We start from the raw sequence: 26309 nt of genomic DNA, 5'->3' as shown, positions 1-26309 counted from the left end.
CCGGGGTGTCCGACGAGCGCCGACTGTCGGAGTTCAGTTCTGCCTGTTGTCCGGGGGCCGCGCGGTCTCGGCCTCGCCGTCGCTCTCCGACCGCGGCGGGGTCCGGGGCTCCTCGTTGAGTCGCTTGGCGATGTTCTCCAGTTGCTGTGTCTGCTCGCGATTGACCGTCACTATCATGTCCGAGAGGACGCCGAACATCAGCAGTTGGATACCGAGTACGATTGCGATGCCGCCGATCGTGGCGATGACCTCGTGTGAGATGCTGTTGACGAACCAGTCGTAGACGACGTAGACGCCAAGCAGCGCGCCCAGGCCTATCGTCGAGAAGCCGACGCTCCCGAAGTAAAAGAGCGGGTTGTTGGTCTTGGCCATCCGGTACAGCGTCACGAGTATCAGCCCGCCGTCACGCACCGGGCGGAGGTTCGTCTCCGACTCGTCGGGCCGGGGCAGATACGTTATCGGGACGACGACGGTTCGGACCCCGTGTTTGACACACTCGACGGCCATCTCCGTCTCGATGCCAAAGCCCTCCGCCGACAGCGAGAGTTGCCGGAACGACTCTCTCGTGAACGCGCGGTAGCCGCTGAGGATGTCGGCGTAGTCGTGGCCGTGGATGAGCGAGAACGCCCCGTTGATGATGCGGTTGCCCACCTGGTTCAGGCGCGTCATCGCACCCGGTTTCATGTCGGCGAAGCGGTCGCCGATGACGTGCTCGGCCCGCCCCTCGAAGATGGGTTCGAGCATCCGCGCCGCGTCGCTCGCCCGGTAGGTCTCGTCGGCGTCGGCCATCAGGACGACCTCGCTCTCGACGTAGCGTTCGACGGCCTCGCGAATCGCCTGCCCCTTCCCCTCGCCTGATTGCTCGACGACGCGGGCGCCGGCGGCCTCCGCGAGCGCGTACGTGTCGTCGCTCGACCCGCCGTCCACGACGAGGACGTTGTCGAACCCCTGCTCGCGGAACCCCTCGACGACCGGCTGGATAGTCTCGGCCTCGTTGTATGCGGGGAGCAACACGCAGACGTCGTCACGGTCGGCCATTGTCGACCATCTGCCACGCGTACTCAAATAAATGCGGGTCCGCGGCTAGCAGTTGTCCTTCTCTTTTCTGACGAGACGTAGACGCCGGAAGCCCTCACGCCGGAAGCCCTCACGCCGGAAGCCCTCACGCCGGAAGCCCTCACGCCGGAAGCCCTCACGCCGGAAGCCCTCACGCCGGAAGCCCTCACGCCGGAAGCCCTCACCCTCTCGACCCGGCTGTGCAGGATATCCTCGCTTCGCTCGGATAGTGCCCGCGCAGCCGGGTCGAGCGCGTTCGCCCTTCCAGTCCGCCAGGTGACCGCAAGCGGGCCTGCCCTCCCCCGGGTCGGCCGACAGAGCGGCCTCCCGGCCGCTGTGCGGACAGACTGCGTGTCGCACGCGAACACAGGCAGCAGAGCGCTTCCGGAGCAGAGCGACTCGGTAGAGCGAAACCAGACTACCAGAGACCGCGGTCGGTCACTCCTCGCGGTCGTCGCTCATGTGTTCCCACACCTCGACACAGCCACAGCCGTCCTCGACGTCCTGCAGGTGTGCGTCGTCGCGTTCCCGCCGTTCCGACTTCTGGTTACTCACGTTTCGAGTAACTATTCAGAGCAACTGGTAAATACTTTCCGGCGGCTCCCGCGCGTTTTACGTGGCGGGCGGCGAAGGGTGGGGTATGACCGAAGCGTCCGACGTGTTCGACCGCGTTGGGCTGACCGAGTACGAGACGACGGCCATCGAGCAGTTGCTGACGCTGGGGCGGACCACCGCGCCCAACCTCGCGGAGGCGACGGGCATCCCGAAAGCGCGCATCTACGGCGTCCTCGAATCGCTCGCCGACCGCGGGTTTATCAAGGTGATTCCCGGCCGACCAAAGGAGTACCAGCCGAAAGCGCCCGAGGAGATTCTCGACCGGGCCGTCGAGAACCAGCGCCAGTCCTACGAGCGGTTCGCGTCCGACATCGATGCGGGTCGGGACGCCTTCCTCTCGGAGTACGAGCCCCGCTTCGAGCGGGCCAGCGAGGACATCTCGCCGACGGCCGAGCTGTTCCACGTCGTCGACGTGGGCGACCCCAGCGAGCGCGAGACCCGCCGGCTCTACGGCGACGCCGAGGCGATGCTCGGCGTCATCACGAACAGCTTCGCCTACCTCGACAGCGTCGAGGGGGCGCTCAGAGCGGCCGTCGAGCGCGGCGTCGACGTGTCTGTGCTGTTCTTACACCCCGACAACCTCCCGCCCGAGAAGGCGGCGGTCCAGTCCGAGATGGTCGAGCGACTGCGGGCGGACCTCCCCGAAGTCGGCGTCCGCTTCAGCACCGAGAAACTGCCCTGGCGCGGCACACTCGTCGACCCGAGCATGGACTACGACAGCGGGGAGGCGATTCTGTTAGTGGAGGAACCCGACGTACCGAACCACATGCGCCAGGCCGCCCTGACCGAGAACGGCTCGTTCGTCGCCGGGATGAAGCGGTACTTCGATCTGGTGTGGGAACACGAGAGCGTGGATAACAGTTGACGTGAACCAGGAGAGAGTGTCTGACCAGTAGCCAGTCAGGAAACTGTCAACTATCGTAGAACCACAACTACTAAGAGGACGCCAATCAGAGGACGGCTAAATGACTAGCGTCGCGCTCGTTGTCTTCGATTCTCTCAGGAAGGATGCGTTCGATGCCTACTTCGACTGGCTCCCGGGAACGACCTTCGAGAGCGCGTGGTCGACGAGCGGGTGGACGGTGCCGGCTCACGGGACGCTGTTTACCGGACTGTATCCGACCGAATCCGGCGTGTACGCGAAGGCCGAGGCGCTGAGCAGCGAGGGACCCGTGCTGGCAGAGAGACTCTCGGAAGCGGGCTACACGACGCGGGGGTTCAGCGCCAACGCGAACATCTCTGATTCGTTCGACTTCACCCGGGGATTCGACGAGTTTCACCACAGTTGGCGCGGGAAGCGTCGCGACGACGACGTCCTCGACTGGGGGGCGTTCATCTCGCGGACACGCGACCAGGGACCGATGCGGTTCGTTTCAGCCGTCAAAGAGTGTTTCACCGCCGACGTAGACACCTGGAAGTCGCTCAAACTCGGCGCGCAGATGAAGGGTCGTGACCTCGGGATGTCGTCGATAGCCGGGCGGGACGACGGTGCGGCCAAAGTGCTGGACATCGTGCGCGACACCGACTTCGGCGGCGAGGAGTTCTTCTTCATGAATCTGATGGAGGCACACGGCCCCTACAACGCCCCGGAGGAGTACCGCACAGTCGACATCGACGCCCAGGCGTCCTTCGAGGATACGATGTCCGACGGGCCGGACGAGTCCGCGGCGGACCTCCGGCAGGCGTACGACGACTGTGTCCGGTATCTCTCCGATATGTATCGCGACATCTTCGACGAACTGACCGAGCACTTCGACTACGTCGTCACAGTCTCGGACCACGGGGAGATGTTCGGCCGCGACGGCATCTGGGCCCACAACTACGGTATCTATCCCGAACTCACGCACGTTCCGCTGAGCATCTATCACGGTGACGAGACCAGAGAAACCGTCGAGACCACCGTGAGCCTGCTCGATGTCTACCGAACGATTCTCTCGCTGGCTGGCTGTGACGACACCGATAGACGGGGGCGAAACTTACTCGACGACCCGGGCGACGAACGGTATCTCGTCGAGCGTCACGGGTTGCGAAGCTCCCGGGTCGAAGCGCTCCGAGAGAACGGCTATTCCATGGATTTCGTCGAAGAGTGGGACCAGCCGGAATACGGAGTCGTCGAACCCGACGGGACGTACGCGTGGGAGAGTCGCGAGGGGTTCCAGTCCGACGACGAGATGGACCTCGACGAGGCGCGAACCCACGTCGACACGCTGCGGTCCGACCTCGACGAAGCGGAGATGACGCTCTCGTCGGACCGTGAGATACCGGCCGACGTTCGCGACCGGCTGAACGAACTCGGTTACGTTTCGCAGTAACGATTGCGGCCGCTGTGTCCCGCACGTGGCGGGAGGAACCCCGATGTTAGGTAAGACACTACTCAAGACGTGGCAGTTGTTCAGGGCGAGCGAACCGGACGCCGGGTCGCTGCAAGAGCCGTTTCCGTACCGCGCCTGGAAGTGGCTCTGGCAACAGGCTCCCGGCGTCCGAGAGCCGGACCTCTTCGACCGACTCGACGCGGTGGACTGGGACGTGTTGATTCTGCTCGACGCGTGTCGGTACGATACGCTCGCGGACATCACCACGAACGCCGTCGTCGACCGGGCCCGGTCGCCGGCCAGTGCCACACCGGGCTTTCTCTCCGCAGCCAACGAGGCCCGGCAGTTCGAGGAGACGGTGTACGTCAGCGCGAACCCGCAGTCCGGAAAGCGCTCGCCCAGTCCGAACTGCGAACACGTGCCCGTGTACGAGACGGAGTGGGACGATAACCTCGCGACGGTCCGTGCCGAGGACGTGTACGACGCCGTCCGCGACCACGTCGGCGGGGACAGGCCCGTCGTCGCCCACACGCTGCAACCGCATTACCCGCACGTCTGTGCGGTCGACGGGCGGACGGTTCCGGTACCCGGTGGGGTACACCCGCGGTTCTTCGCCGACGAGTGGTACCACGGGGAGAAGCTGCAGGCGATGCTGGCGAACGGGCTCTTCGATACCGCCCGCGCCCGGCGCTCCTACGAGGCCTGCGTCCGGTACGCGTGGGAACGGGCCAGCGAGTTCGCGGCCGAACTCGCCGACGACGGCCACAGGGTCGTGATATCGGCCGACCACGGCGAGTTGTTCGGCGAGCGCGGACTGGTCGAACACCCGGTCGGCGTCGCCGTCGAGCCGGTGGTGGCGGTCCCGTGGGTGGTCTTCGAACCGGAGACGTCGGTCGAGACGCCCGAGACGGTGTCCGACCGATTGGTCGCGCTCGGGTACGCCGAAGAATGAGGGGACGATGACCGAGCCACTTCGCGTCTGCTACGTCGTCAACGCCGTCGGCGAGTCGAGCGTGCCGGCCGACATCGCGGCGGCGCTCGTCGACTACACCGACGTCGAGGTCGACATCCTCGCGTGGTTCGACGCCGAGTCGTTCGAGGCCGACGACCGCGTCGGCGTGACGTGTCTCGACGCGCCGGATACGACGGTCGGTGCGGACGCCCGCACGGTCAGACGGGCCGCCTCGATACTCGACGAGTACGACCTCGTCCAGGCACACCACAACCACTCGGGCTCGTTCGCGAAGGCCATCGCGAGATATCTCGGCGTCCCGTCGGTCTCCCGCGAGGGGAACATGCGGAAAGGGTTCAACCGAATGGGCCGGGTCGCCAACGGGTTGACGAATCCACTGGCCGACCGAGTCGTCTGTAACTCCCGCGCCGTGTACGATTCGTTCATGCGGTGGGAGACGGCGATACTTCCGGACGAGACGGTCGCGTTCATTCCGAACGGCGTCGATTTCGAGCGAATCGACTCGGGCGTGAATACGGGATGGAGCGCCCGCGAGACGGCGGGTGTCGACGAGGAGACCGTTCTCGTCGGTACCGCCGGGATGCTCACGGAACAGAAAGACCACGAGACGCTGATTCGTGGCCTGGCAACGGCCAGAACGCGTTCTGATGTGGCACTGGCCCTGGCTATCGCTGGCGACGGACCGAAACGCGACTCGCTTCGGGCACTCGCGTCCGACCTCGGGGTCGACGACGCCGTGCACTTTCTGGGATACCTCGACCGCCAGGAGGTCTACGGGATGCTCAGCGAGATAGATATCTACGCCATGCCGTCGCTGTGGGAAGGATTCAGCGCCGCAGCGGTCGAGGGGCTCGCGCTCGGTAATCCAGCGGTGTTCTCCGATATTCCCCCGTTCACTGGCCCCTACGGCGACATCGCACGGTTCCACCCGACCGGAGACCCGGCCGAACTGGCCGACCACCTCGTGGACCTCGCGTCGAACCCGGCAGAGCGAGCGCGCCTCGCCGCGGCCGGCCGGGAGCTGGTCGAATCGAAGTACGACATCGAGACCGTGGCCGAGCAGTATCGCGACCTATACCGGTCGATACTCGGCGGGTAAGGTATCCAGCGCGTCGCGCTCACATGTACCCCATGTCCCGGAGGTGGTCCTCTATGTGTGGGTCCAGGTCCTCGCTCACGCTGGCTTCGGGGAGCCGGTCTAGCGTACCGTCGAGCCGCTCTTGCAGTTGGTCTGTCAGGTCCTCGTCGGTGATTTCTTCCTCGGAACCGTCCGCCACCTCGTAGAGCCGTCGCTCCCCGTCGGCGGAGACGACCAGTTTGTGATTCGCAGTTCGGACGGCCTGGAGCCCCCTCGTGTACGACGCGTACTGGTCCCCGGCAGCGGCCATCCGGCGGGCAATCGACTCGCTCGGCCCCGCATACTCAGCGTAGATGGCTTCTCTATCGGGGGTCTCTGAGAGGTCCAGCCCGTCCATCGACTCGGGGGTTGATTGCGTGGTTTGAGAGAGCGCGGTCGGTGCCAAATCGACCAGCGAGACGAGGTCCTCGGAGACGCGGGGTTCGTTCTGTTCGGGCCACTTTATCAACAGCGGCACGTTCAACAGGATGTCGGCGAGCGAGAACTGATGATACACCATCCCGCCTTCGCCGAAGAACTCGCCGTGGTCGCTCGTGATGATAATCATCGAATCGTCGAACATCCCGTTGGATTTCAGGAACTGGAAGAATTTTTCGAGCAGCATGTCCATGTATCGAATCTCGCCGTCGTACCACCCCTTCACGAGTTCCCACTCGGGGGCGCTCATCTCCAGTTCGTCGATGAAGTACTGATACGCGTCTTTACTGTACGCCGCTGCGACTTCCCGGTCGGCTGCTTCGACCCCGTCGACGTAGGACTCGAACTCCCGTTTGAACTCGCTCGGCGGATTGTACGGTGAGTGAGCGGAGTTCATGTTTATGAACCCGAAGATAGGCTGTCTGGTCGAGTCCAGACGGTCGAGCATCTTGTTCAGTTGGAACGATGAATCGTCGTAGTCTCTCACGAAATAGTCGTAGAGATGCTGCACAAACGTGAGTGAGGGCTCGTACATGTTGCCTGCGAATCTGGGGAGAGACAGGATGTCGTGGTAGTAATCGAATCCCCTGTCGAACCCGTGGTCGGGGCTGGTGTGGTACGAGTTGCTGAAACCGACTGTATAGTACCCAATATCGGACAGGAGTTCGGCGATATGCGGGCGGTCAGTGGCCAGGTCCGGTTGCAGTCCGTACACGCCGCCGTTCGACGGCCACTGGCCCGTGAACATGACGCCGTGGGACACCGGTGTCCACGGTCCAGCAGAAAACGCCTGCGTGTATTTCGTCGAGATATCGGCAAACTCGTCTAACGTAGGGGTGGTCGGCCTGCCGTAGCCGTACGTGGAGAGATGGTCCTTCCGAACGGAGTCAAGCACGACGAGGAAGATATTCGGGTTTGCCATAGCTACGAGTGACTAGCATAGTTCCGCGTGTGAACTTTTTCATTTGAGACACGAGCCACGGGTACAGATGCCGGATTGCCGACCGATACGGCCCTCATGGCGGGTCTGACGTCCACCCACGGCCGAACTCGGGGGGCGTTCGTCTCGGAGCGTTGCGACGACGTCGGCGCCTACATGTAGCCGAGGTCTTCGAGTCGCTCCTGGACGTCGTCGCGGCCGTCACCGTGTTCGAATTCGACGGTCGCCGCCGTCTCGTGGGCGCCACCCGCCAGCGCGGCCTCGATGGCGTCGCGAACGTCGAGGACGCTGTCGATGCTGTCGACCGTCTCGGGGTCCGTCCCGGCGACCATCGCTTCGTGGGTGTGGACGCCGTCCTGTAGTCCGTGGTCGCTGACGAGCAACAGGTCGTCGTCGGGCCCGAGGTCGGCGTGGACGTCCGCGACGAACCGGTCCAGTTCGTCGTAGGCCTGTGACTGCACGTCGGGCCTGTCGTAGGTCACGTGGCCCACGAGGTCGAGCCCGCTCGTGTAGGCGAAGACGAGTTCGTATCGCCCGCTTCGCAAGGCGTTTCGGGCGCGTGCCGTTCGGACGATGGACATCTCCATACACTGTTCGTAGAACGTCGGGAGGTCGGCCGTGGTGTGGCCGCCGACGGCCTCGGTGTCGCGCTCGAAGAGGTCGCCGAGTTCCCGCCGGAGGCTGTGTTCCCTGTCCTCCGTGTCGGGGTCGACGACGTAGTTGGGGACACCGATAGCCGTCGAGTCGGTCCCGTCGAACACCGTCGTGAGGCCGTTCTCGGCGTAGTAGGACGACGGCACGCGGAACGCGTCGGCCCCGGTGTTGGTCAACAGCCACGCGCCGATGCTGGCCTGGAGGCTGTCGGACAGGAGATAATCGGCCGCCCTACTCCCGTACCGCAACAGTGGGTTCTCCCAGGCCACTCCGTCGTCTAACTGGAGCCCGTGTTCGCTTGGGGGTAGCCCGGTGATTATCGTCGGCCAGAGTTCGTGCGTGCTCGGCTCGCCGGCGTGGCTGTCGATGGTCTCGATTCGCTTGTGCCGGGTGAGCGTCAGGTGCGGGTGGCGCTCGTCGTCGACGAGCTCGGGGTCCAGCGCGTCGATTCCGAGGACGACGAGAACCATCTGTATAAAAGCAGGACGCCGGCGGTTCACTAGTGTCTTTCGGACTCAAATCGGAATATAAAAGACGGTGTGTCGGCTTGCCGAAAGTATCCGAATGACCGAGCCGAACATCCTCTGGATAACCCTCGACAGCGTCCGGTCCGACCACACCGGTATCGACGGGTACACCCGGGACACGACGCCGGAAATCGACCGGTTGGCGGCGGACGGATACGGCTTCAACAACTGCTTCGCGCACGGGAAGTCGACGCTGCCCTCCAGTGGCGGGATACTCACCGGCTCGGCTCCGTCACGGACCACGCTCGGAATCACCGGCAACAGCCTCCCCGACGGCGTCACGACCGTCGCGGAGCGGTTCGCCGAGGGCGGATACACGACGGCATGTCTGTCGCGAAACTCCTTCGTCAGCGGGGCGACGGGACTCGACCGCGGGTTCGACCGTTTCCAGTGGCTCGCCTCCTCGACTATCACCGACGCGGGCATCGGCACGCTGGTGAAGTACCTGTTCAACATCCGCGAACACTCGGCCGGGTTCACGACGGACACCGCCAAACACGCCTCGCCGTATCTGATGAACGAGGTGGCAAAGAAGTGGCTCGCCGATTTCGAGCGAGGCGACGACCCTTTCTTCTTCTATCTGCACTACAACGAGCCACACCGGCCGTACTACCCGCCGGGGAAGTTCATCGACGCCTACACCGACGGGCTGGAGATGTCGGCCCGAGAGGCGGCCGAGTTCGCGCTCGACTTCCACTACAACCTGGACGAGGCCATCGCCACGGACCGCAAGCTCACGCAGGACGAGTCCGACGCGCTGCAGGCGATGTACGACGCCGAAATCGCCTACACCGATTACATGGTCGGGCGGCTGGTCGACCACGTCGAGTCGCTCGACCTCTCGAACACCGTCGTCGTGGTTACCGGTGACCACGGCGAACTGTTCGGCGAGTACGGCCTGTACGCACACAGCTACGTCCTCATGGACGGCGTTACTCGCGTCCCGCTCGTCCTGTACGGAGTGGATTCGGACCTCGCGGTGGCGGAGGAGGACATCGTCCAGCACAGCGACGTCATGACGACGCTGCTAGCGATGGCTGGCTGTGACGCCGACGGGACTATCGGCGTGGACCTGCGCGAGGAGTCCCGGTCGATGGCCGTCTCCCAGCGCGGCCCGGCGAGCTTCGACGGGCTACTCGAACACAACCCGGAGTTCGACACGTCCCGGTTCCTCGACGGCATCATGACCTCGGTGCGGACCGAGACCCACCGGTTCGAACGGGGCGAAGACCGTGAGCAACTGTTCGAACTCCCGGACGAGGAGACGCCGGTAGACGACGAGCAGCCCGACGTGGCACAGGCGCTCGGCGCTCGGCTGGACGAGTGGATAGACGAGTACGGTGAACCGGTCGGCGAAGCGAAGAGCGACGAGTTCTCCGGCGCGGTTCGGAAACAACTCAGCGACCTGGGCTACCTGGACTGATGCGACTCGGAAAGACGGCGGCGTCGCACTTCCTCTCGCAGGTCGTGGTCACGCTCGCCGGGTTCGGGGCCACGTGGCTCATCGCGTACGTCCTCGGCGCCGACGGGCTGGGGCGGTACTCCGTCATCGTCTCGCTGGGCTTTTTCTGGCTGGTCATCCCGGGGAGCGCCGTGTCGAGCGCCATGAAGAAGCGGATCAGCGAGGGCGACTCCCCCGGCGGTTTCATCGGTGGGGGGATACTGCTGAACCTGGTGGCGTGTGGCCTGCTGAGCGGCCTCGTACTCGCCTCGGGGGAACTACTGGGCGGTGTCGTCTCCCGCGACCGGGAGCTGATGCGTGTCCTCATCGACTACGACCTGGAGATAGTCGCGTTGCTTTCCGCGACGCTGGCCTATCAGACGATGAACGGCAGTCTCCAGGGCCAGAAGCGAGTGGCCGCGACCGGCTGGCTCAAGGCCGTCGAACGGATCGCCCGGACGGCGTTCCAGGCCGGCGCGCTGGTGTTTAGCCTCGGCGTCGCCGGTATCTCTCTCGGCCACGCAGCGGCGCTGGCCATCGTCGCGGCCGTCGCGTTCACGCTCGGCACGGAGCGCCCCACGCTTCCGACACGGGCACAGGTCAGCAGTCTGTTGGAGTACGCCAAGTTCGCCTGGGTGGGCTCGCTCCGTGGTCGCGTGTTCGGCTGGCTCGATACTATCTTCCTCTCGTTTTTCGTGGGGGCGTCGCTCATCGGCATCTACGAGGCGGCGTGGGGCATCGCCTCGATGCTGGCCATCGCCAGCGCGTCGATAAGCCAGACCCTCTTTCCGGAGGTCAGCGATTTGAGTACCGACGAGGGATACGACCGTATCAGGCACTATCTCGACGAAGCGCTCGCGTTCAGCGGTATCTTCATCATCCCCGGTCTGGCGGGGGCAGCCATCATCGGCCAGCGCGTACTCGAATTCTACCGCCCCGAGTTCGGGCAGGGGTCGACCGTACTCCTGGTCCTCATCGCCGCGTACATGGCGGACACGTTCGCCTCGCAGTTTACGAACGTCATCAACGGCGTCGACAGGCCGGACGCCGCGTTCCGCGTCAACGTCGTCTTCATCCTCGTCAACGCCGTCCTGAACGGCGTGCTGATATGGTGGATGGGGTGGTACGGGGCCGCCATAGCGACGGCCGTCTCCTCGTGGCTGCGGGCCGTCGTCGGCTACGTGGTACTGCGACGCATCATCGACGAGGTGAGCGTCCCCGTCGGCCAACTCGCGAGACAGGCCCTCGCGGCCGTCCTGATGGCCGCGGTCGTGTATCCGGTCGTCCCGTTCGCACCGTCGGGCCGTCTCGGGACCGTCCTGCTGGCGGGCTTGGGCGCAGTCGTCTACGCGACCCTCGTTCTCGCGCTCGCGCCCCGTGTCCGGACGAAGGCGCGGATGTTCTTCCCGCCGGCGGCCTGAGACCGTTCTGGTTCCGAGCGAGGGCACTGCCTCAGGGGGTGAACACGGCCGAAACGCGAACGATAGCAATCCTTAATTGCGTCACCGGCACACGTGCCGACATGGATAATGTCCTCCTCGTCACGATAGACTCCTTGCGAGCGGACCACGTAGGGTATCACGGCTACGAGCGGGACGTGACGCCCAACATCGACGAGTACGCCCGCCAGGGCAGTCGGTTCATGAACGCCCACGCACACGTCGGCGGCACCCGGTTCTCGTTCCCGAGCATACTGACCGGTGTGACTCCCGACATGTACGGCGGGCACGAGCGTGTCTCGGACGACCAGACGCTCGTCTCGGAGCTGTTCCACGACGGCGGCTACCGGACCGGCGGGTTCACCTGTAATCTGTACGTCTCCGACGAGTTCGGCTACAACCGCGGCTGGGACGCGTTCTTCGACTCCGCGCCCGACGAGTCGACGACTTCGAAGCTACGCAAGTGGGCGAAGACCAATCTCGACGGCGCGCTGCTGGACGTTCTCCGGAAAGGCTACGACTACCTCGAGTCGAGCCAGGGCATCAACGTGGGGTCGTACCACGTCCCCGCCGACGAGATGACCGACATGGCTATCGAGTTCATCGAACAGGACAACGAGACGCCCTCGTTCGTCTGGCTCCACTACATGGACGTCCACCACCCGTTTCTCCCGCCGGCTGAGTACCAGCGGGAGTTCCGTGACGATGTCGTCTCCGACAGCGACGCGATTCAGCTCCGCCGGAAGTTCATCGAGGAGCCCGAGAACGTCACCGACGAGGAGTACCAGACCTTCATCGACCTCTACGACGCCGAGATACTGTTCAACGACGCCGAAGTCGGCCGGTTGATGGACACGGTCGAGGAGCAGTGGGGGGACGACTACGTGTTCGCCCTGACGGCCGACCACGGCGACCACTTCCTCGAACACGGCTTCTTCGGCGGGGCCCGCCTCCGCGACGTGAAGACCCACGTCCCGCTGTTCGTCGAGGGCTGGGACGACGACGGCGAGTACGACGAGATGGTCGGGCTGGCCGACATCCCCGTGACACTCGCGGACGTCGCTGGGTTCGACATTCCCGACAACTACTTCGGACACAGCCTGCGCCGACTAGTCTTCGACGGCGAGTGGGACCGGACTGCCGTCTTCGGGAGCTACGAGGACGGGAACGACGAACTACACAGCCACATCCGCACGGCGGAGTGGAATCTCGCCGTCCACGAGCACGACGAGGACGAACTGTATCACCTCACCGAGGACCCTGGGGAACAGGAGAACGTGGTCGGGCAGTTCCCCGAGGACGAAGCGGAGCTCCGTGACCGCCTCGACGACCACCGTCAACTGGTCAAATCGACCGAGCGGGACGACATCGTGCGCCCCGACATGAACGAGGACGTGAAAGAGCGGTTGCGCCGCTTGGGCTACAACGAGTAGCGTCGTTCAGGCGCCGACGGCGCGAAGTATCGCCCGGTAGCGCGCACACGCCGCCTCGAAACTGTACTCCGACGCGATTAGCTCGCGGCCGTTCGAACTGACCGTGTCGAGGTCCCGCGCGGCGAGTATGGACTCGATGCGAGCGGCGAGCGTCGCCGGCTCCCGCGAGTCGATGCAAAACCCGGTCTCCCCTTCCTTGACCACGTCCGGAACGCCAGAGACCGGCGAGGCCAGCACCGGCGTCCCGCAGGCCAGCGCTTCGAGTATCGTCGTCGGCAGCCCCTCCGTCGGCTGTGAGGGCAACACCAGCAGGGCGAGGTCGTTCAGCTGTGCCGGCACGTCGTCGTGGTCGACCCACCCGGTCAGTTCCACTCGGCCGGCGGCAATCTCCTCGGAAAGCTCCCCTTCGAGCCACTCGCGCAGGTCCCCGTCGCCGATGAACCGGAAGGTCACGTCGTCGGGAAGCCGTTCGGCCACGCGGGCCAGTTCGCGGACGCCCTTCTCCTCGTCGAGGCGGCCGAGGAAGCCGACGACTCGGTCCCGGTCCGCGTACGGGCGCTCGATAGCGAACTCGTCGGTGCGGACGTAGCGAGCGCCGGTCGGATACACGTTCGGCGCCTCCGGATGGAGCCCGAGCTGGCGGGCCATCTCCGGCGTGTAGGTGACCACGCCGTCGGCGAGCGCGAACCCGACCCGTTCGAGCGCACGCACGAGGCCGGCGAGCGTGCGGGCCAGCGGGACCGGCATTCGCTGTTCCCAGTTGAGCCGCAGGGTGAGGGGCACGTCGCCGCGTGGCTCGACGAGGACGGTCTTGCCGAGCAGTCTGGCGGCGAGGATAGGCAGGAGATAGGAGGTGGCGCCGAAAAACAGCACGACCGCCTCGTCGCGGTCGGCGAGCACCCGACACATCCGGAGCTGGTTCAGGAGGAACCGGGCGGCCGCGACCGGCACGGAGTCGCCCGCGCCCTTCCGCGTCAGTTCCACGAGCTCGCGGCGGTCGCGAATCTCGGAGTCGGCGGGGAGGTCCGCCGTCACGAGCGCGACGCCGGTGATGGCGCCGAGGATATCGAGCAGACTGCGGGTGGCGTTCTCGCCGGCAGCCGCGAGGGGATGGGTGACGACACAGACGTCCGGCAGGTCGGCACTCGTCTCCGGGGAGCTATCGCCCGCCATCTTACCCCCACACCGTGATCCCGTAGAGGTAGCCGGCGCCGACGAAACCGGTCAGGACGCCGAGGAAGAGCAGTTGCAGGACGCCCGCGACGGACGGCGAGCCGACGAGCCCGCGGAGACGGCCGGGGGCGAACTCGAAGAGGAGCCGCCCCAGGAAGTCGGACTCGTCGCCGGTCGATTCAGGGACGAGTACCTCCATACCCCGCTTCGAGTAGCCCTGCCAGAACGCCCGGTCGACGAGCCAGCCGGGGTCGGTGCGGTAGTCGAACACCTTGTGGGCCACCAGGGCCTCGGGGACGTAGTACACCCCCTGTCCGTACTCGCTTTCGAGGCGAGCGCACAGCTCCGTCTCGCCGCCCTGGAGGTTCTTGCTGCCCTGGCGACCCCCGATGTCGTCCTCGAATCCGCCCAGGTCGAGGAACACGTCCCGGCGAAAGGAGATGTTCGAGCCGAACGTGTTCCGGACCTCGCCGGGCGTGTCGGGGTCGCCGTCCGGGCCGAAACCGCGGTGGGTGACGCCGACGAGCCAGTAGAACTCCTCGGGGAGAAAGCTCGGCTTGCCGGCGACCCACGCGGGGACCATCCGGCCGCCGACCGCCCGCCGGTCCGTCTCGGACTCGTAGGCGGCGACGAGCCGTTCGACCCAGTCGTCGGCGGCGACGGCGTCGTCGTCGAGGAACGCGACCACGTCGCCGGTCGCCACCTCGGCGCCGTTGTTCCGGCTCTCCAGCAGCCCGACGTTCTCGTCGTTGCAGTGTGTCACCACGCCGTCCCGGTCGCCGAAGTCCGTCTCGAACTGGTCGTACACGTCCTCGTTCCCATCCGAGACCAGCACCAGTTCGACGTCCCCGTGGCTCTGTCCGAGGACGCTCTCGGCTGCCTCGCGACAGTCGGCGTAGCGTTCCAGAGTGTGCGTACAGAGGACGACCGAGACACGCATTGTCGGGGAATGCACCACCGCCGCGGTTAGGCGTTTCCATCCGCCGCGGACTGCTCAACGAACCGAGGTCAAAAGGCTTATGCGCGCCTTGGCAGTGTCTCAGACCAATGAGTCACTCACGGGGGACATCAGCGGAAAACCCCGAACCTGAGTCCACGCTGGACAGGGTCAAAACATGGTATCACGTACCAGCCCTCCTCCTCGTGTTCGGGTTCATGTTGTGGAACCGGGCCCGGAACTACGCCTCGTACATCGTCGACGGAGAGGTCCTGTTCAGCGGGACCGACCCGTGGTATCACTACCGCTCGACGATGTACGTCGTCCGGAACTGGCCGGCGACGATGCCGTTCGACCCGTGGACCTACTTCCCCTACGGGAACCGCTCGGGCCAGTTCGGGACGCTCATGGACCAGGTGTTCGGGACGATAGCCATCGTCGTCGGTCTGGGCGACCCCAGCGCCCACACGGTCGCGATGGTCGCCCTCTTCGCCCCGCCGGTGATGGGTGCGCTCGCGGCGATTCCGACCTACTACGTCGGCCGCCGGCTGGCCGGCCGCATCGGCGGCGTGACCGCCGCCGGGATACTGGCGCTGTCCGCCGGCCTGTTCCTCCAGCGGAGTCTCGTCGGGGTCTACGACCACCAGGTCGCCGAGGGACTGTTGCAGGTGACGTCCGTCCTCGCCGTGATGGTCGCGCTGTCGGTCGGCGAACGCGACAAACCCGTCTACGAGCAGTTCCTCGACCGCGACGTCCCGGCGCTCCGGGCGACCGTCGGTTACTCGATGCTCGCCGGCCTCGCCATCTCGCTGTACCTCTGGACCTGGCCGCCGGCCGTCCTCCTGCTGGGTATCCTCGGGACCTTCTTCCTGCTGTGGCTGACCATCGAGTTCGTCCGCGGGAAGAGCCCCGAACACACCGCCATCGTCGGCGCCGTCACCATGGGGACGGTGGCCGTCCTGCAGCTCGCGGTCCTCCAGCGGCTCACCATCTCGGCGACGGACCACACCCTGTTGCAGGTGCTGCTCGCGGCCGCCGTCGCCCTCGGCTGCGCGTTCATGGCCTGGCTGGCTCGCTTCGTCGAAGCGAACGACTACGACCGGAACTTCTACCCGCTTATCGTCGGCGGCATTCTGGCGACCCTGGCGGTCGTGACGGCCGTGCTGACGCCGGACCTGTTCAGCTACTTCGTCGACCAGGTGCTCCGAGTCGTCGGCTTCACCCAGAGCCCGTCCGCGACGCAGACCTCCGTCGGTGAGGCGACGCCGCTGCGGGACCCCGGCCGCCTCTACCAGTACCACGGGCTCGCGCTGTTCGCGGCGATACTGGGCGCCGTCCTCGTCCTGTTCAACCAGGTGTTCGACAGGGAGGCGAGCGCCGAGCGGTTCCTCGTGGTCGTCTGGTTCGCCTTCATCCTGGCCGCGTCGTTCACCCAGATTCGGTTCGGCGTCTACCTCGTCTTCCCCGTGGCCGCCCTCTCTGCGGTCGCGGTCGGCTACGTGGTCCGCTGGACCGACTTCTCCTTCGACGAGGGCGTGGCGGCCTACGAGGTCATCACCATCGCTTCGGTCGTGCTGATTCTGTTCGGGACGCTGGTGCTGGTCTCGCCCACCGCGATGGCGGTCGGGTCGACTGCGGGTCCCGGCCAGGAACCGGACGCCTGGAGCGAGAGCCTCGACTGGCTCCAGGAGAACTCGCCGGAGGAAGGCGCCTACGGGACGGGCGGCAACGGGTCCCTCGAGTACTACGGCACCTACGCCGACCGCCAGGACTACGACTACTCGGAGGGCGAGTACGGGGTGATGTCGTGGTGGGACTACGGCCACATCATCACGGTCCAGGGCGAGCGGGTCCCGAACGCGAACCCGTTCCAGCAGGGGTCGCGGACCGCCGCGAACTTCCTCCTCGCGCCCAACGAGACACAGGCCAACGACGTCCTAGAGACCATCGACGAGGACGACGCCAAGACCCGGTACGTCGCCGTCGACTGGAAGATGGCCAACACCTACGGCCAGGGCGGCGGGAAGTTCTTCGCCCCGCCCCGGTTCTACGACGTCTCGAACGTCTCGTCGAGCGATTACTACCGGACGGTCCGGAGCCGTCAGGACCCGCGCCGGTACATGAACTACCGGACGCAGGCCTACTACGAGAGCATGGTCGTCCGGCTCTACGAGTACCACGGGAGCGCCAAGGAACCCCAGCCCTACGTCGTCGACTGGGAGCAGGCCCAGACGCGCAGCGGCCAGACCATCCGCGCGTCGCCACAGGGGTCGTCCGTGGTGCGGCCGTTCCCGACGATGGAAGCGGCCAGAAACTACACCGAGAGCGACGCCACCTCGCAGGTCGGCGGCTTCGGGGCCCAGCCCGGCGAGCGGGTCCCGGCGCTGGAGCACTACCGCTACGTGGGCTCCAGCGAGACCAGCGCCTACAGCTCCGGTGCGCACAACCAGTTCCAGCTCATCGAGTCCGCCTTCGCCGGGCTGCCGAGCCAGCGTGCCACGGGCGGCACCTGTGGGGCCAACCAGACGTCGATGCCCATCGGGAACCAGACCTACTGTATGCCCGACGGGGCCGCGAGCATCATGGACCACACCGAGCCGACGTGGACCAAGATATTCGAGCGGGTGCCGGGCGGCACCATCGAGGGGACCGCCCCGGCCGACTCGACGGTGTACGCCAGCGTCCAGATGCGCAACAACGTCACCGGCGAGACGTTCGTCTACCGCCAGCGCGCAGAGGTCGGTTCCGATGGCACCTTCGAGATGACGGTCCCCTACTCGACGACGGGGTACGACGAGTGGGGCGTCGAGGAAGGCTACACGGACGTCAGCGTCCGCGCACAGACGCCGTACCTGCTACAGGTGACCGAGAACGGGTCTGGCGCGGCGACGACCCAGGTGACCGAGGGACAGGTCCTCGGTGAGGACACCGCCCCGGCGACGGTCGACCTGACCGGGAGCGGGTCGGGGAACGAGACGAGCGCCAACGACACGAGCGGGACCGAGACGACGACCGGCACCGACGGCTCCGCGACCGACGGCACGTCCGGGGGGACAGACGGCACCGCGACGAACGACACGTCGAACGCCGTCGAGCGACCGGCAGTCGAACCGGCGCCGTAGCCACTGCGGACTCGTCTTTCGCTGCTATCCGTCGTCGCGAACTCGGTACGCCGAGGGACCTACTGGCCGAGAAGTTCGAAAGCTGCCGGCGTCAGTCAGGAGTCGACCGGGTTGAACGTCCCGTTGATGTCCCACTCGTGGAGACAGTGCGGGTTTCCGGACTGCTTCTCGCCGTCCACGACCGCGATTCGCCAGGTGTTATCGTCGTCGTCCCACAGGTCACGTCGCCCGCACCGCTCGCACTCTCGCTCGCGGGGTGAGGTAATCACTGTCATGAGAGAGTCAAGCCCGTCAGCGAGTATCAACGTGCCGGTCTACGCAGGGTTTTATGTCTCGGTGGAGTACGAACGTCGATGGGATTCCACACGTTCGACCCCGCCCGCGCCGACCAGCTAGAGGACCCGACCCGCTACGCGTACGTGTCGGTCGACGAACTGCTCGCCCTGTTCGACCCCGCGAGCGACGACGTGGTCGCCGACCTGGGCAGCGGCACCGGTTTCTACACGGACGACGTGGCCGCGGCCGCCGGGACCGTCTACGCCGTCGACGTCCAACCGGAGATGCACGACCTCTACAGGGAGAAGGGGCTCCCGGAGAACGTCACGCCGGTGACGGCGACCGTCGAGTCGCTGCCTATCGACGAACCGCTCGACGCCGTCGTCTCGACGATGACGTTTCACGAGTTCGCGACGCCGGCGGCGATGGACGCCATCGCGGACGCGCTCGCCCCCGGCGGTCGGGTCGGGCTGGCCGACTGGACGCGGACGGGGGCCGGCGACGCCGGACCGCCCCTCGAGGAGCGGTACGCCGCCGCGGACGCCGTCGAGTTCTGCGAAGCCGCCGGTATCAGCGTCCAGCGCGCCGAGGACCGCCGTGAGACGTTCGTCCTCGAAGGGCGGCTCTAGAAGTCGGGGAGGTCGCCGGCGTCGACTTCATCGGCCTCCCAATCGAGGTAGTCGTCGGCCAGCACGTCACAGACGACCTGCCCGAGTTCGGTCAGTCCGGCGTTTATCGAGGAGACGGTCTCCCAGGACTGGATATCGGGGTGAATCTCGCGTTCGCGCCAGTTCTCGGGCAGACCGGGCGCGTGGTAGCCGACCCGCCCCGCGAAGGAGTCCCAGAAGAAGTCGAACTCCGCGACGAGGTCGAGGTCGGTGACGATGTCCCACGTCGCCTCGTCGAGGCCGGTGTCGTCGGCCCACTCGGTGAAGGCGTCCGCCCAGGCGCCCGCCTCCAGGGCCTCGGCCAGTTCCTCGCGTCGGTATTCGTCGCCCGATACGTCCACGTCGTCGTACTCGGTCGTGTCGACTGCGGGCGCGAGCGCCGGTCGGTCCGGGACGGTAACGTCCAGTGTCATACGCCCCCTTCGACGGCGAGCAGGAAAAACGTCACCGGCGGCGTCCGTCGCCACCGGGCGGAAGCCGTCGACGGCCTCACGCGGCGACGTACTGGGACTCCCAGTCCTGGCGCGCGTCGAGTTCCCGCTCGCCGCGCCGTGTCAGCGTGTAGAAGTTGGTCCGGCGGTCGCGCTGGCCCTTCTCGACCAGCCCCTTCTCGACCAGCGTATCGAGGTTGGGGTAGAGCCGGCCATGGTTGACCTCGCTCTCGTAGTAGCCCTCGAGTTCCTCCTTTATCGCGAGGCCGTGTGGTTCGTCCAGTCCGGCGATTACGTACAACAAGTCACGCTGGAACCCAGTCAAGTCGTGCATGTATCTCGTTCCTTCAGTTGGTGTCCACACATATCATAGTTGCTAAAAAATTGGTGATGTACTAACTACGAAGTTATCTTACTACGTCTTGCGGTTACTTCTGAGAAATTCTTGTAATTTAGCAGAAATTATTCGGCAAGGAGGCGCGACTCAGAGACACCTCTTCCGATGTTGTCACTCTCCGTCGGGCGGGCCTCGGCCGACCCGACAACGGTAAAGGAAGTGACTGTGTATCCCGGCGTGATGACCGAACACACGGCGTCGGCGGGCGACGAGTTTCCCGAACCGAGAGGCGAGGGGTCCGTCGAAGTCGTGGGGACCGCCCACGTCTCCGAGCAGAGCGTCGCGGAAGTGGAATCGACAATCGAGGAACGTCGCCCCGACGTCGTGGCCGTCGAACTCGACGAGGGTCGGTACCGCCAGATGCAGGGCGAGGCGCCCGACGACCTCGAGGCCGGCGACCTGCTCCGGGGGAACACGGTCTTTCAGTTCCTGGCCTACTGGATGCTGTCGTACATCCAGGCCCGACTGGGCGAGCGATTCGACGTCGAACCCGGCGCCGATATGAAAGCCGCAATCGACACCGCGGAGGAACTCGGGCTGGGGCTCGCGCTGGTCGACCGCGACATCCAGACCACGGTCCAGCGGTTCTGGGCCCGGCTGACCGCCCGCGAGAAGCTGACGTTGCTCGGGAGCTTGCTCGCCGAGATGGGGCCGCCCCTGACCGTCGGGCTGACCGTGGGCGCCGTCTTCGGCGGGGCCGTCGCCGTCGTCGCCGGGGCTTTCCTGGGAACTGTCCTGCTCCCGGCGGGCGGCTTCGGCGGGACGATACCCCCCGCGCTCGTCGGGCTACTCGATACGCTGCTCGTCGTCGTCGCCGCGAGTCTCCTCGTCGGGGTGCCACTCGCCCTGTTGCTCGGCCGTCTCGGCGGGGACGCCGAAGATGTCGAGGCGTTCGACATCGAGCAGATGACCGACACCGACGTCGTGAGCGCGATGATGGAGGAGTTCCGCCAGTTCTCGCCCGGCGGCGCGGAGGCGCTCATCGACGAGCGCGACGCGTTCATCGCCCACCGGCTGGTCGAACTCCGCGAGGCGGGCTACCACGTCGTCGCCGTCGTCGGCGCGGGCCACCGGGAGGGCATCGAGCGCTACCTCGACCACCCCGAGGAACTGCCGCCGATGGCGTCGCTGGTCGGCACCGAGACCGGCGGCCGGTTCTCGCTGTACAAGCTCGTGGGCTACGCCATCGGGCTGGTCTTCCTGGTCTTTTTCGGCCTGCTGATACTCGGCGGGGCGAGCCAGGCCGTCCTGCTGGAGCTGTTCGTCGCGCTCGTCGTCGTCAACGCCGTCTGTGCGGGCGGGCTGGCGAAGCTCGCGGGCGCCCACTGGTCCAGCGCCGCCGCGGCGGGCCTCTTTGGCTGGCTGACGAGCCTCTTCCCGCTGCTGGCCGCGGGCTGGTTCGCGGGCTACGTCGAGCTACGGTACATCTCCGTCAACGTCGGCGACATCGCCACCCTCAACGAGATACTCGGCGACGAAGAGGCCCCAATCGCCGACCTCATCGCCCGGATGCGGGCCGTCCCGCTGTTCCGGCTCATCCTCGTCGTCGCGCTGGCCAACGTCGGCAGCGCCGTCGCCTCCTACGTCGTCTTCCCGCTCCTGTTGCCGTATCTCGCGGCCGACATCGGCGGTATCGACGGCGTGACGCGGCTGCTCTGGGCCGGTATCGAACAGGGGACTCAGATTATCGTCGGGGCAGTCTGATGAACCTCCAGTTCAGCCAGCGCGAACTGCGTGACCTCGCCGTCGCGTGGCTCGCACTCGGCGTCGCCTTCACCCTCCTGCTGGAGCGCCAGCTCGTCGCCGCGCTCGACCTCGGCGGGAATCTGGGGGCCCTGAGTCCCGCCGCCGTCGCCGAGACGCTGACGGTCAGCCTGCTGACCGTCGGCGTCGGTTTCCTGCTCCACGAACTCGCACACAAGGTGGTCGCCGTCCGCTTCGGACAGGTCGCGGCCTTCCGGGCCGACTACCGGATGCTGGGCTTTGCCGTCGTCGGCGCGCTGGCCGGCTTCCTCTTTGCCGCCCCCGGCGCCGTCGTCCACCGCGGCCGCATCACCGCGAAAGAGAACGGGCTCATCGCGCTCGCCGGGCCGATGACGAACCTCCTGCTCGCCGTCGTCTTCCTGGTGCCGTATCTGGCCGTCGAAGCCGCCGGGACGAGTGGCTTCCTCGCCGAAGTCGCCAGCCGCGGCCTCCAGATTAACCTCCTGCTGGCGGGGTTCAACATGCTCCCCTTCGGCCCGCTGGACGGGCGCAAGATTCGCGCCTGGAGCACGCTCGTCTGGGCCATCGTGGCGATTCCGTCGCTCGTGCTCGCGGTGGGTGCGCTGTTCGTGCTCTAGCGGAACGATGCTCTTTTGCCCGCCCCACGCACCGGTTTCGGTATGACCGAGGACGGCGCGACTCAGGACGACGCGGACGAGGAGGAGGGGCTGACCTACGCCGAGACGGGCGTCGACATCGACGCGAGCGAGGCCGCGACGAAGGCGCTCATCGGCGCCGCCGGCGATTTCGAGGGCGACTACGCCGGCCTCGTGGACATCGGCGACCAGTACCTGGCGCTGGCGACAGACGGCGTGGGGACGAAACTGCTGGTGGCGGAGGCCATCGACGACTACTCGACCATCGGCATCGACTGCATGGCGATGAACGCCAACGACCTGCTGGCGGCGGGGGTCGAACCGGTCGCGTTCGTCGATTACCTCGCCGTCGAGGCCCCCGACGAGGCGACCAGCGAGGACATCGGCGCGGGTCTTCGCGAGGGCGCAAAGCGGGCCGGCGTCGCACTCGTCGGCGGCGAGACGGCGGTGATGCCCGACGTCATCAAGGGCCTGGACATCGCCGGGACCTGTGCCGGACTCGCGCCGAAAGACGCCGTCTTCCCGGGCGAGGCCGAGGCCGGCGACGCAATCGTCGGCTGGCCCTCGTCGGGCATCCACTCGAACGGGCTGACGCTGGCCCGCGAGGCGGCGACCAGGGACCACGAGTACACCGACCCGTTCCCGCCGAACCCGGACCGGTCCATCGCCGAGGAGCTACTGGAGCCGACGCGCATCTACAGCGAGGTACTGGCGCCGCTGCGGGAGGCCGAGACCCACGCGGCCGCCCACGTCACCGGCGGCGGCTGGACCAATCTCACGCGGATGGGTGCGTTCCGCTACGAGATTACGGACCCGTTCGACCCCCAGCCCGTCTTCGAGTTCGTCCAGTCGGAGGGGAACGTCGACGACGAGGAGATGCACCGGACGTTCAACATGGGCACCGGCTTCGTCGCGGCGCTGCCCGAGGCCGACGCCGAGGCGGTCGTGGCGGCCAGTGAAGACGCACGGATTATCGGCCGCGTCGAGGACGGCGAGGAAGCGGTGGCGATTCGTGGGCTGGAGTTGCGGGAGTGACACCGGACGACCCCGAGGGCGAACGGCGAAGCCGTGAGTGCCGAGGGGTCGCTTTTTCGCCCACGTTTTTCGACGAGTGGTACCCGAGGCCGCGGTTGGCCGAGGGCACCCGAGGAAGAAAAAGGTGGATGCGGGACCGCCTTCGTCGCGGCGCTGCCCGAGGCCGACGCCGAGGCGGTCGTGGCGGCCAGTGAAGACGCACGGATTATCGGCCGCGTCGAGGACGGCGAGGAAGCGGTGGCGATACGCGGTCTAGAGTTGCAGGACTGACCACTGCCCGGGGTTCGGCGTCCCGACCCGCTCTATCAGGCCGAAGAGGCTTCGCCGGGTCCCTCTTCGCCGCCGAAGCCGCCGTCCCGCCCGTGCTCGCGGAGCGAGCGTTCCGCGATACGGAGCTGAAGAGCCTCTCTGAGGTGGTAGCGAGCCGTGTCGGTCTCGGCCGCGTCGAGGGCGGCGCGTAACTGCTCGTCGAGTGGTCGGTCAGTGGTTGCCATGTCCTCACTCGGAACGACCCGGATATATAACGCAGAGACCGTTTTCGGGCGGTAGAAACTCCATACTCTCTTTATACGGTTGATAAGACCGGAGTTAGCTGACGGTCCGAGCGATGTCGGCCTCGGTGATGACGCCGACGGTCCGGCCGTCCTCGACGACCATGACCGCCGCGTTGTGGTTGAGATACGCGTCCACCTCGTCGATGGTGGCGTCGGGTTCGACGGTAGCGATGGACTCGTGCATCACCTCGGCGACGGGCAGTTCGCCGACGTTCTCCTCCGGGCGCTGGCGGATGTCGGAGTTCCCGATGAGTCCCTGCGGTGAGCCGTCGCGGATGACGGGCACCTGGGAGTAGCCTTTCTCGTCCATGAGCTCCTTGCTCTGGTGGACGGAGTCGTCGGGTTCGACGCTCACGACCGGCGAGTTCATCACGTCGCGGGCCCGGATGATGCCGCCCTCGGCCTCGTCGAGGGCGTTGACGATGCGCCGCAGCGTCGAGAGCCGCGGGTCCACGTCACCGCCCTCGATGCGCGCGATGAGCGGCTGGGAGACGTCGGCGTGTTCGGCCAGTTCGCTCTGGGTGAGCTCCAGTTCGTTTCGGCGTTCCCGCAGGTCCTCGGGCGTCGGCAATTCCATAGTACGTCATAACTCGGGGTAATTAAAAAACCCACGGGTCGATTCGAGCCACCGAAGCGCCAGGAGCGGGGATTTCGACCGGGCGTCGAGTTGTCGCGTCGGCTCAGGCCTCGGCTTCCGCGTCGTCGTCTTCCTCCGTCTCGAACACTTCGATGACCTTCAGCGGAACGTCACGCAGCGCGCCGCCGATTTCGCTCTTCGCGATGCGCTGGGCGTGTTCGACGGACTCGGCGTTGAACACGTCCATCTCCAGGACCAGTCCCACCAGTGCGGTGTCGGCGGCGATAAAGGCCGAGTCGAAGGGCTCGCCACAGGCCGGACAGCCCGTCGCGCCGACCTCCACCTCGACGTAGTCCATGTCGGCCTCGTTGAGGCGCTTGCCGGCCTCGCTGACCGCGACGCCGATTGCGTCGTCGATGTCTTCCACGTCACGGACCAACCAGGCGGCTTCCATCGCCACGAGATAGTTCATACTCGCTCTCTTGGGGGCCCGCTACTCCAGAGTTGCGGTTCGCGGACGCCGCGCACGTCACGGTTACTATCGCCATAAGTTACGAGAATCAGGGGCTAACCTGACCGCCCAGTTACGGTTCCGCCGGCCGAAAGACCACGTTCAGTTGTTCTAGCGACAAGTGAAACTGAATCGCCACACGGCGGCGCCGTAAACCCTCACGAACTATCGGACACACGCGGGGACAGGCCCGAACGTTTATATACTGGTTTCGCCCACGACTCGACTGAAGCCCCAATGGCTGCCCGACTGTACACCGCAACGATATTCGCACTGTACCAACTCACCCTGCTCGCCGGCATCGTCCTGTTGCCGGTGGCGATGGTCACCGAACGGTTCGGCGTCCGACTGCCCGTCGACCGCGCCGTCGAAGGGCTCAACGAGGCCTACGAGCAGTCCCGGGAGTAGACAGCCAGGTCCACAGTTTTATCAGCGCCCGCCTGCTATCGGGCGATAATGAACGACCCGAACACGCCGTTCTCCCAGCCCCCGACCGCCGAGGAGTTCCAGACCGACCCCTACGAACCCGAGGTCGGGTCGCTCCCCCACCGCTCCGAGCAGGACGCCGAGAAGGTCAACAAGACCGGGACGACCACCATCGGTATCACCACGAGCGAGGGCGTCGTCATCGCCACCGACATGCGGGCGTCGCTGGGCGGCCGGTTCGTCTCGAACAAGAACGTCCAGAAGGTCGAGCAGATTCACCCGACCGCGGCGCTCACGCTCGTGGGTAGCGTCGGCGGCGCACAGTCGTTTATCCGCTCGCTGCGCGCCGAGGTCAACCTCTACGAGGCCCGCCGTAGCGAGGACATGAGCATGCAGGCGCTCTCGACGCTCGCGGGGAACTTCGCCCGCGGTGGCCCCTTCTTCGCTATCAACCCCATCCTCGGCGGCGTCGACGAGGACGGCCACCACGTCTACTCCATCGACCCCGCCGGCGGCGTCATGCAGGACGACTACACGGTGACCGGGTCCGGTCTCACCGTCGCCTACGGGACCCTAGAGGACCGCTACGAGGACGACATGAGCAACGAGGAGGCCAGAGAGGTCGCCGCGGCCGCCATCAACGCCGCCGCGGAGCGTGACACCGGGTCGGGCAACGGTATCTACCTGGCCGAAGTGACCAGCGAGGGCGTGGAGATAGACGGCTACGACTTCGACGAGTTACTGTAGGTCGGCGGCGCACACCGACCGGGTCTCTCCGGTCTGAAAACAGAGCCGCCGTCGAACTGCGATAGTCCTTTTTACGTCACCGGGTGTCATCGGGCCGCTTCGCCGCCGGGGTCGCGAAGGTGCGCGCCCGATTACCGGGGCCGGGGGAAC

Annotated in this window: 25 protein-coding genes; 14 read left to right on the top strand and 11 right to left on the bottom strand. The window is 66.1% G+C overall.

All coding sequences use genetic code 11. The features are described from left to right. Positions 1–33: 33 nt before the first annotated feature. Positions 34–1038 (bottom strand): S-layer glycoprotein N-glycosyltransferase AglJ, encoded by a 1005-nt coding sequence (aglJ, locus tag NDI86_RS06420; protein ID WP_310899574.1) that lies wholly within the window; start codon positions 1036–1038, stop codon positions 34–36. A gap of 658 nt (positions 1039–1696) precedes the next feature. Between aglJ and NDI86_RS06415 the strand changes: the two genes are divergently transcribed. The 4 genes from NDI86_RS06415 to NDI86_RS06400 all read left to right on the top strand — a co-directional run bounded on the left by NDI86_RS06415 (position 1697) and on the right by NDI86_RS06400 (position 6055). Then, the gene (locus tag NDI86_RS06415; protein ID WP_310899573.1) at positions 1697–2536 is read left to right on the top strand and encodes a TrmB family transcriptional regulator; all 840 of its coding nucleotides are present in this window, start codon (positions 1697–1699) and stop codon (positions 2534–2536) included. A gap of 100 nt (positions 2537–2636) precedes the next feature. After that, positions 2637–3983, top strand: coding sequence for a sulfatase-like hydrolase/transferase (locus NDI86_RS06410; protein ID WP_310899572.1), 1347 nt, complete (start codon positions 2637–2639; stop codon positions 3981–3983). A 43-nt stretch (positions 3984–4026) separates the two neighbouring features. Continuing rightward, positions 4027–4935, top strand: coding sequence for a hypothetical protein (locus tag NDI86_RS06405; protein WP_310899571.1), 909 nt, complete (start codon positions 4027–4029; stop codon positions 4933–4935). Between the two features lie 7 nt (positions 4936–4942). Next, positions 4943–6055, top strand: coding sequence for a glycosyltransferase family 4 protein (locus NDI86_RS06400; protein WP_310899570.1), 1113 nt, complete (start codon positions 4943–4945; stop codon positions 6053–6055). A 19-nt stretch (positions 6056–6074) separates the two neighbouring features. Here the strand turns inward: NDI86_RS06400 and NDI86_RS06395 are convergent, their stop codons facing one another. Together NDI86_RS06395 and NDI86_RS06390 are read right to left on the bottom strand one after the other, a co-directional pair. Beyond that, a complete protein-coding gene (locus NDI86_RS06395) occupies positions 6075–7433 on the bottom strand; it encodes a sulfatase family protein (RefSeq protein ID WP_310899569.1) in 1359 nt (452 codons plus the stop codon). 170 nt (positions 7434–7603) lie between these two features. Beyond that, positions 7604–8575 (bottom strand): alkaline phosphatase family protein, encoded by a 972-nt coding sequence (locus NDI86_RS06390; protein ID WP_310899568.1) that lies wholly within the window; start codon positions 8573–8575, stop codon positions 7604–7606. Positions 8576–8669: 94 nt separating this feature from the next. Between NDI86_RS06390 and NDI86_RS06385 the strand changes: the two genes are divergently transcribed. The 3 genes from NDI86_RS06385 to NDI86_RS06375 all read left to right on the top strand — a co-directional run bounded on the left by NDI86_RS06385 (position 8670) and on the right by NDI86_RS06375 (position 12945). Further along, positions 8670–10055 (top strand): sulfatase, encoded by a 1386-nt coding sequence (locus NDI86_RS06385; RefSeq protein WP_310899567.1) that lies wholly within the window; start codon positions 8670–8672, stop codon positions 10053–10055. Then, complete coding sequence (locus tag NDI86_RS06380; protein ID WP_310899566.1) at positions 10055–11494, top strand: lipopolysaccharide biosynthesis protein; 1440 nt, start codon at positions 10055–10057, stop codon at positions 11492–11494. The genes NDI86_RS06385 and NDI86_RS06380 overlap by 1 nt, the downstream gene beginning before the upstream one ends. A 101-nt stretch (positions 11495–11595) precedes the next feature. Beyond that, complete coding sequence (locus tag NDI86_RS06375) at positions 11596–12945, top strand: sulfatase family protein (protein ID WP_310899565.1); 1350 nt, start codon at positions 11596–11598, stop codon at positions 12943–12945. 6 nt (positions 12946–12951) lie between these two features. Here the strand turns inward: NDI86_RS06375 and NDI86_RS06370 are convergent, their stop codons facing one another. Together NDI86_RS06370 and aglG are read right to left on the bottom strand one after the other, a co-directional pair. Then, positions 12952–14118, bottom strand: coding sequence for a glycosyltransferase family 4 protein (locus NDI86_RS06370; RefSeq protein ID WP_310899564.1), 1167 nt, complete (start codon positions 14116–14118; stop codon positions 12952–12954). Between the two features lies 1 nt (position 14119). Beyond that, positions 14120–15058 (bottom strand): glucosyl-dolichyl phosphate glucuronosyltransferase, encoded by a 939-nt coding sequence (gene aglG, locus NDI86_RS06365; RefSeq protein WP_310899563.1) that lies wholly within the window; start codon positions 15056–15058, stop codon positions 14120–14122. 107 nt (positions 15059–15165) lie between these two features. Here aglG and NDI86_RS06360 point away from each other — a divergent pair, with 107 nt between their 5' ends. Beyond that, positions 15166–18177 (top strand): oligosaccharyl transferase, archaeosortase A system-associated, encoded by a 3012-nt coding sequence (locus tag NDI86_RS06360; RefSeq protein WP_310899562.1) that lies wholly within the window; start codon positions 15166–15168, stop codon positions 18175–18177. A 95-nt stretch (positions 18178–18272) separates the two neighbouring features. Here the strand turns inward: NDI86_RS06360 and NDI86_RS06355 are convergent, their stop codons facing one another. After that, a complete protein-coding gene (locus tag NDI86_RS06355) occupies positions 18273–18452 on the bottom strand; it encodes an HEWD family protein (protein WP_310899561.1) in 180 nt (59 codons plus the stop codon). A gap of 78 nt (positions 18453–18530) precedes the next feature. Between NDI86_RS06355 and NDI86_RS06350 the strand changes: the two genes are divergently transcribed. Beyond that, positions 18531–19082 carry a class I SAM-dependent methyltransferase gene (locus NDI86_RS06350; protein ID WP_310899560.1) on the top strand — a complete coding sequence of 184 codons (552 nt, stop codon included), beginning with the start codon at positions 18531–18533 and terminating at the stop codon, positions 19080–19082. Here NDI86_RS06350 and NDI86_RS06345 read toward each other — a convergent pair. After that, positions 19079–19534 (bottom strand): DUF7992 family protein, encoded by a 456-nt coding sequence (locus NDI86_RS06345; RefSeq protein ID WP_310899559.1) that lies wholly within the window; start codon positions 19532–19534, stop codon positions 19079–19081. The genes NDI86_RS06350 and NDI86_RS06345 overlap by 4 nt on opposite strands. Before the next feature lie 76 nt (positions 19535–19610). Further along, positions 19611–19886, bottom strand: coding sequence for a PadR family transcriptional regulator (locus NDI86_RS06340; protein WP_220587244.1), 276 nt, complete (start codon positions 19884–19886; stop codon positions 19611–19613). A 243-nt stretch (positions 19887–20129) separates the two neighbouring features. Here NDI86_RS06340 and NDI86_RS06335 point away from each other — a divergent pair, with 243 nt between their 5' ends. Genes NDI86_RS06335 through purM form a run of 3 tightly spaced genes read left to right on the top strand, consistent with a single transcriptional unit; the run spans position 20130 to position 23344 of the window. Then, positions 20130–21653 carry a TraB/GumN family protein gene (locus tag NDI86_RS06335; RefSeq protein ID WP_310899558.1) on the top strand — a complete coding sequence of 508 codons (1524 nt, stop codon included), beginning with the start codon at positions 20130–20132 and terminating at the stop codon, positions 21651–21653. Further along, entirely contained in the window at positions 21653–22291 is a 639-nt protein-coding gene (locus NDI86_RS06330) for a zinc metalloprotease (protein WP_310899557.1), read from the top strand. Before NDI86_RS06335 ends, NDI86_RS06330 begins: the two co-directional genes overlap by 1 nt. A gap of 42 nt (positions 22292–22333) precedes the next feature. Further along, positions 22334–23344, top strand: coding sequence for a phosphoribosylformylglycinamidine cyclo-ligase (gene purM, locus NDI86_RS06325; protein WP_310899556.1), 1011 nt, complete (start codon positions 22334–22336; stop codon positions 23342–23344). 305 nt (positions 23345–23649) lie between these two features. Here the strand turns inward: purM and NDI86_RS06315 are convergent, their stop codons facing one another. The 3 genes from NDI86_RS06315 to NDI86_RS06305 form a co-directional block, all read right to left on the bottom strand. Next, positions 23650–23838: a hypothetical protein gene (locus NDI86_RS06315; RefSeq protein WP_310899555.1), complete on the bottom strand. Its 189-nt coding sequence runs from the start codon at positions 23836–23838 to the stop codon at positions 23650–23652. 94 nt (positions 23839–23932) lie between these two features. Then, complete coding sequence (locus NDI86_RS06310; protein WP_310899554.1) at positions 23933–24475, bottom strand: CBS domain-containing protein; 543 nt, start codon at positions 24473–24475, stop codon at positions 23933–23935. A gap of 103 nt (positions 24476–24578) precedes the next feature. Continuing rightward, positions 24579–24947, bottom strand: coding sequence for a DUF555 domain-containing protein (locus NDI86_RS06305; protein WP_310899553.1), 369 nt, complete (start codon positions 24945–24947; stop codon positions 24579–24581). A 276-nt stretch (positions 24948–25223) separates the two neighbouring features. Between NDI86_RS06305 and NDI86_RS06300 the strand changes: the two genes are divergently transcribed. Together NDI86_RS06300 and psmB are read left to right on the top strand one after the other, a co-directional pair. Beyond that, positions 25224–25394 (top strand): hypothetical protein, encoded by a 171-nt coding sequence (locus NDI86_RS06300; protein ID WP_310899552.1) that lies wholly within the window; start codon positions 25224–25226, stop codon positions 25392–25394. Between the two features lie 48 nt (positions 25395–25442). Beyond that, complete coding sequence (gene psmB, locus NDI86_RS06295; RefSeq protein WP_310899551.1) at positions 25443–26159, top strand: archaeal proteasome endopeptidase complex subunit beta; 717 nt, start codon at positions 25443–25445, stop codon at positions 26157–26159. Positions 26160–26309: the final 150 nt, after the last annotated feature.

Source organism: Haloarcula onubensis (genome assembly GCF_031624605.1).
In the GTDB taxonomy this organism is placed as follows: domain Archaea; phylum Halobacteriota; class Halobacteria; order Halobacteriales; family Haloarculaceae; genus Haloarcula; species Haloarcula onubensis.
This window is presented reverse-complemented; position numbering and strand designations above follow the sequence as displayed.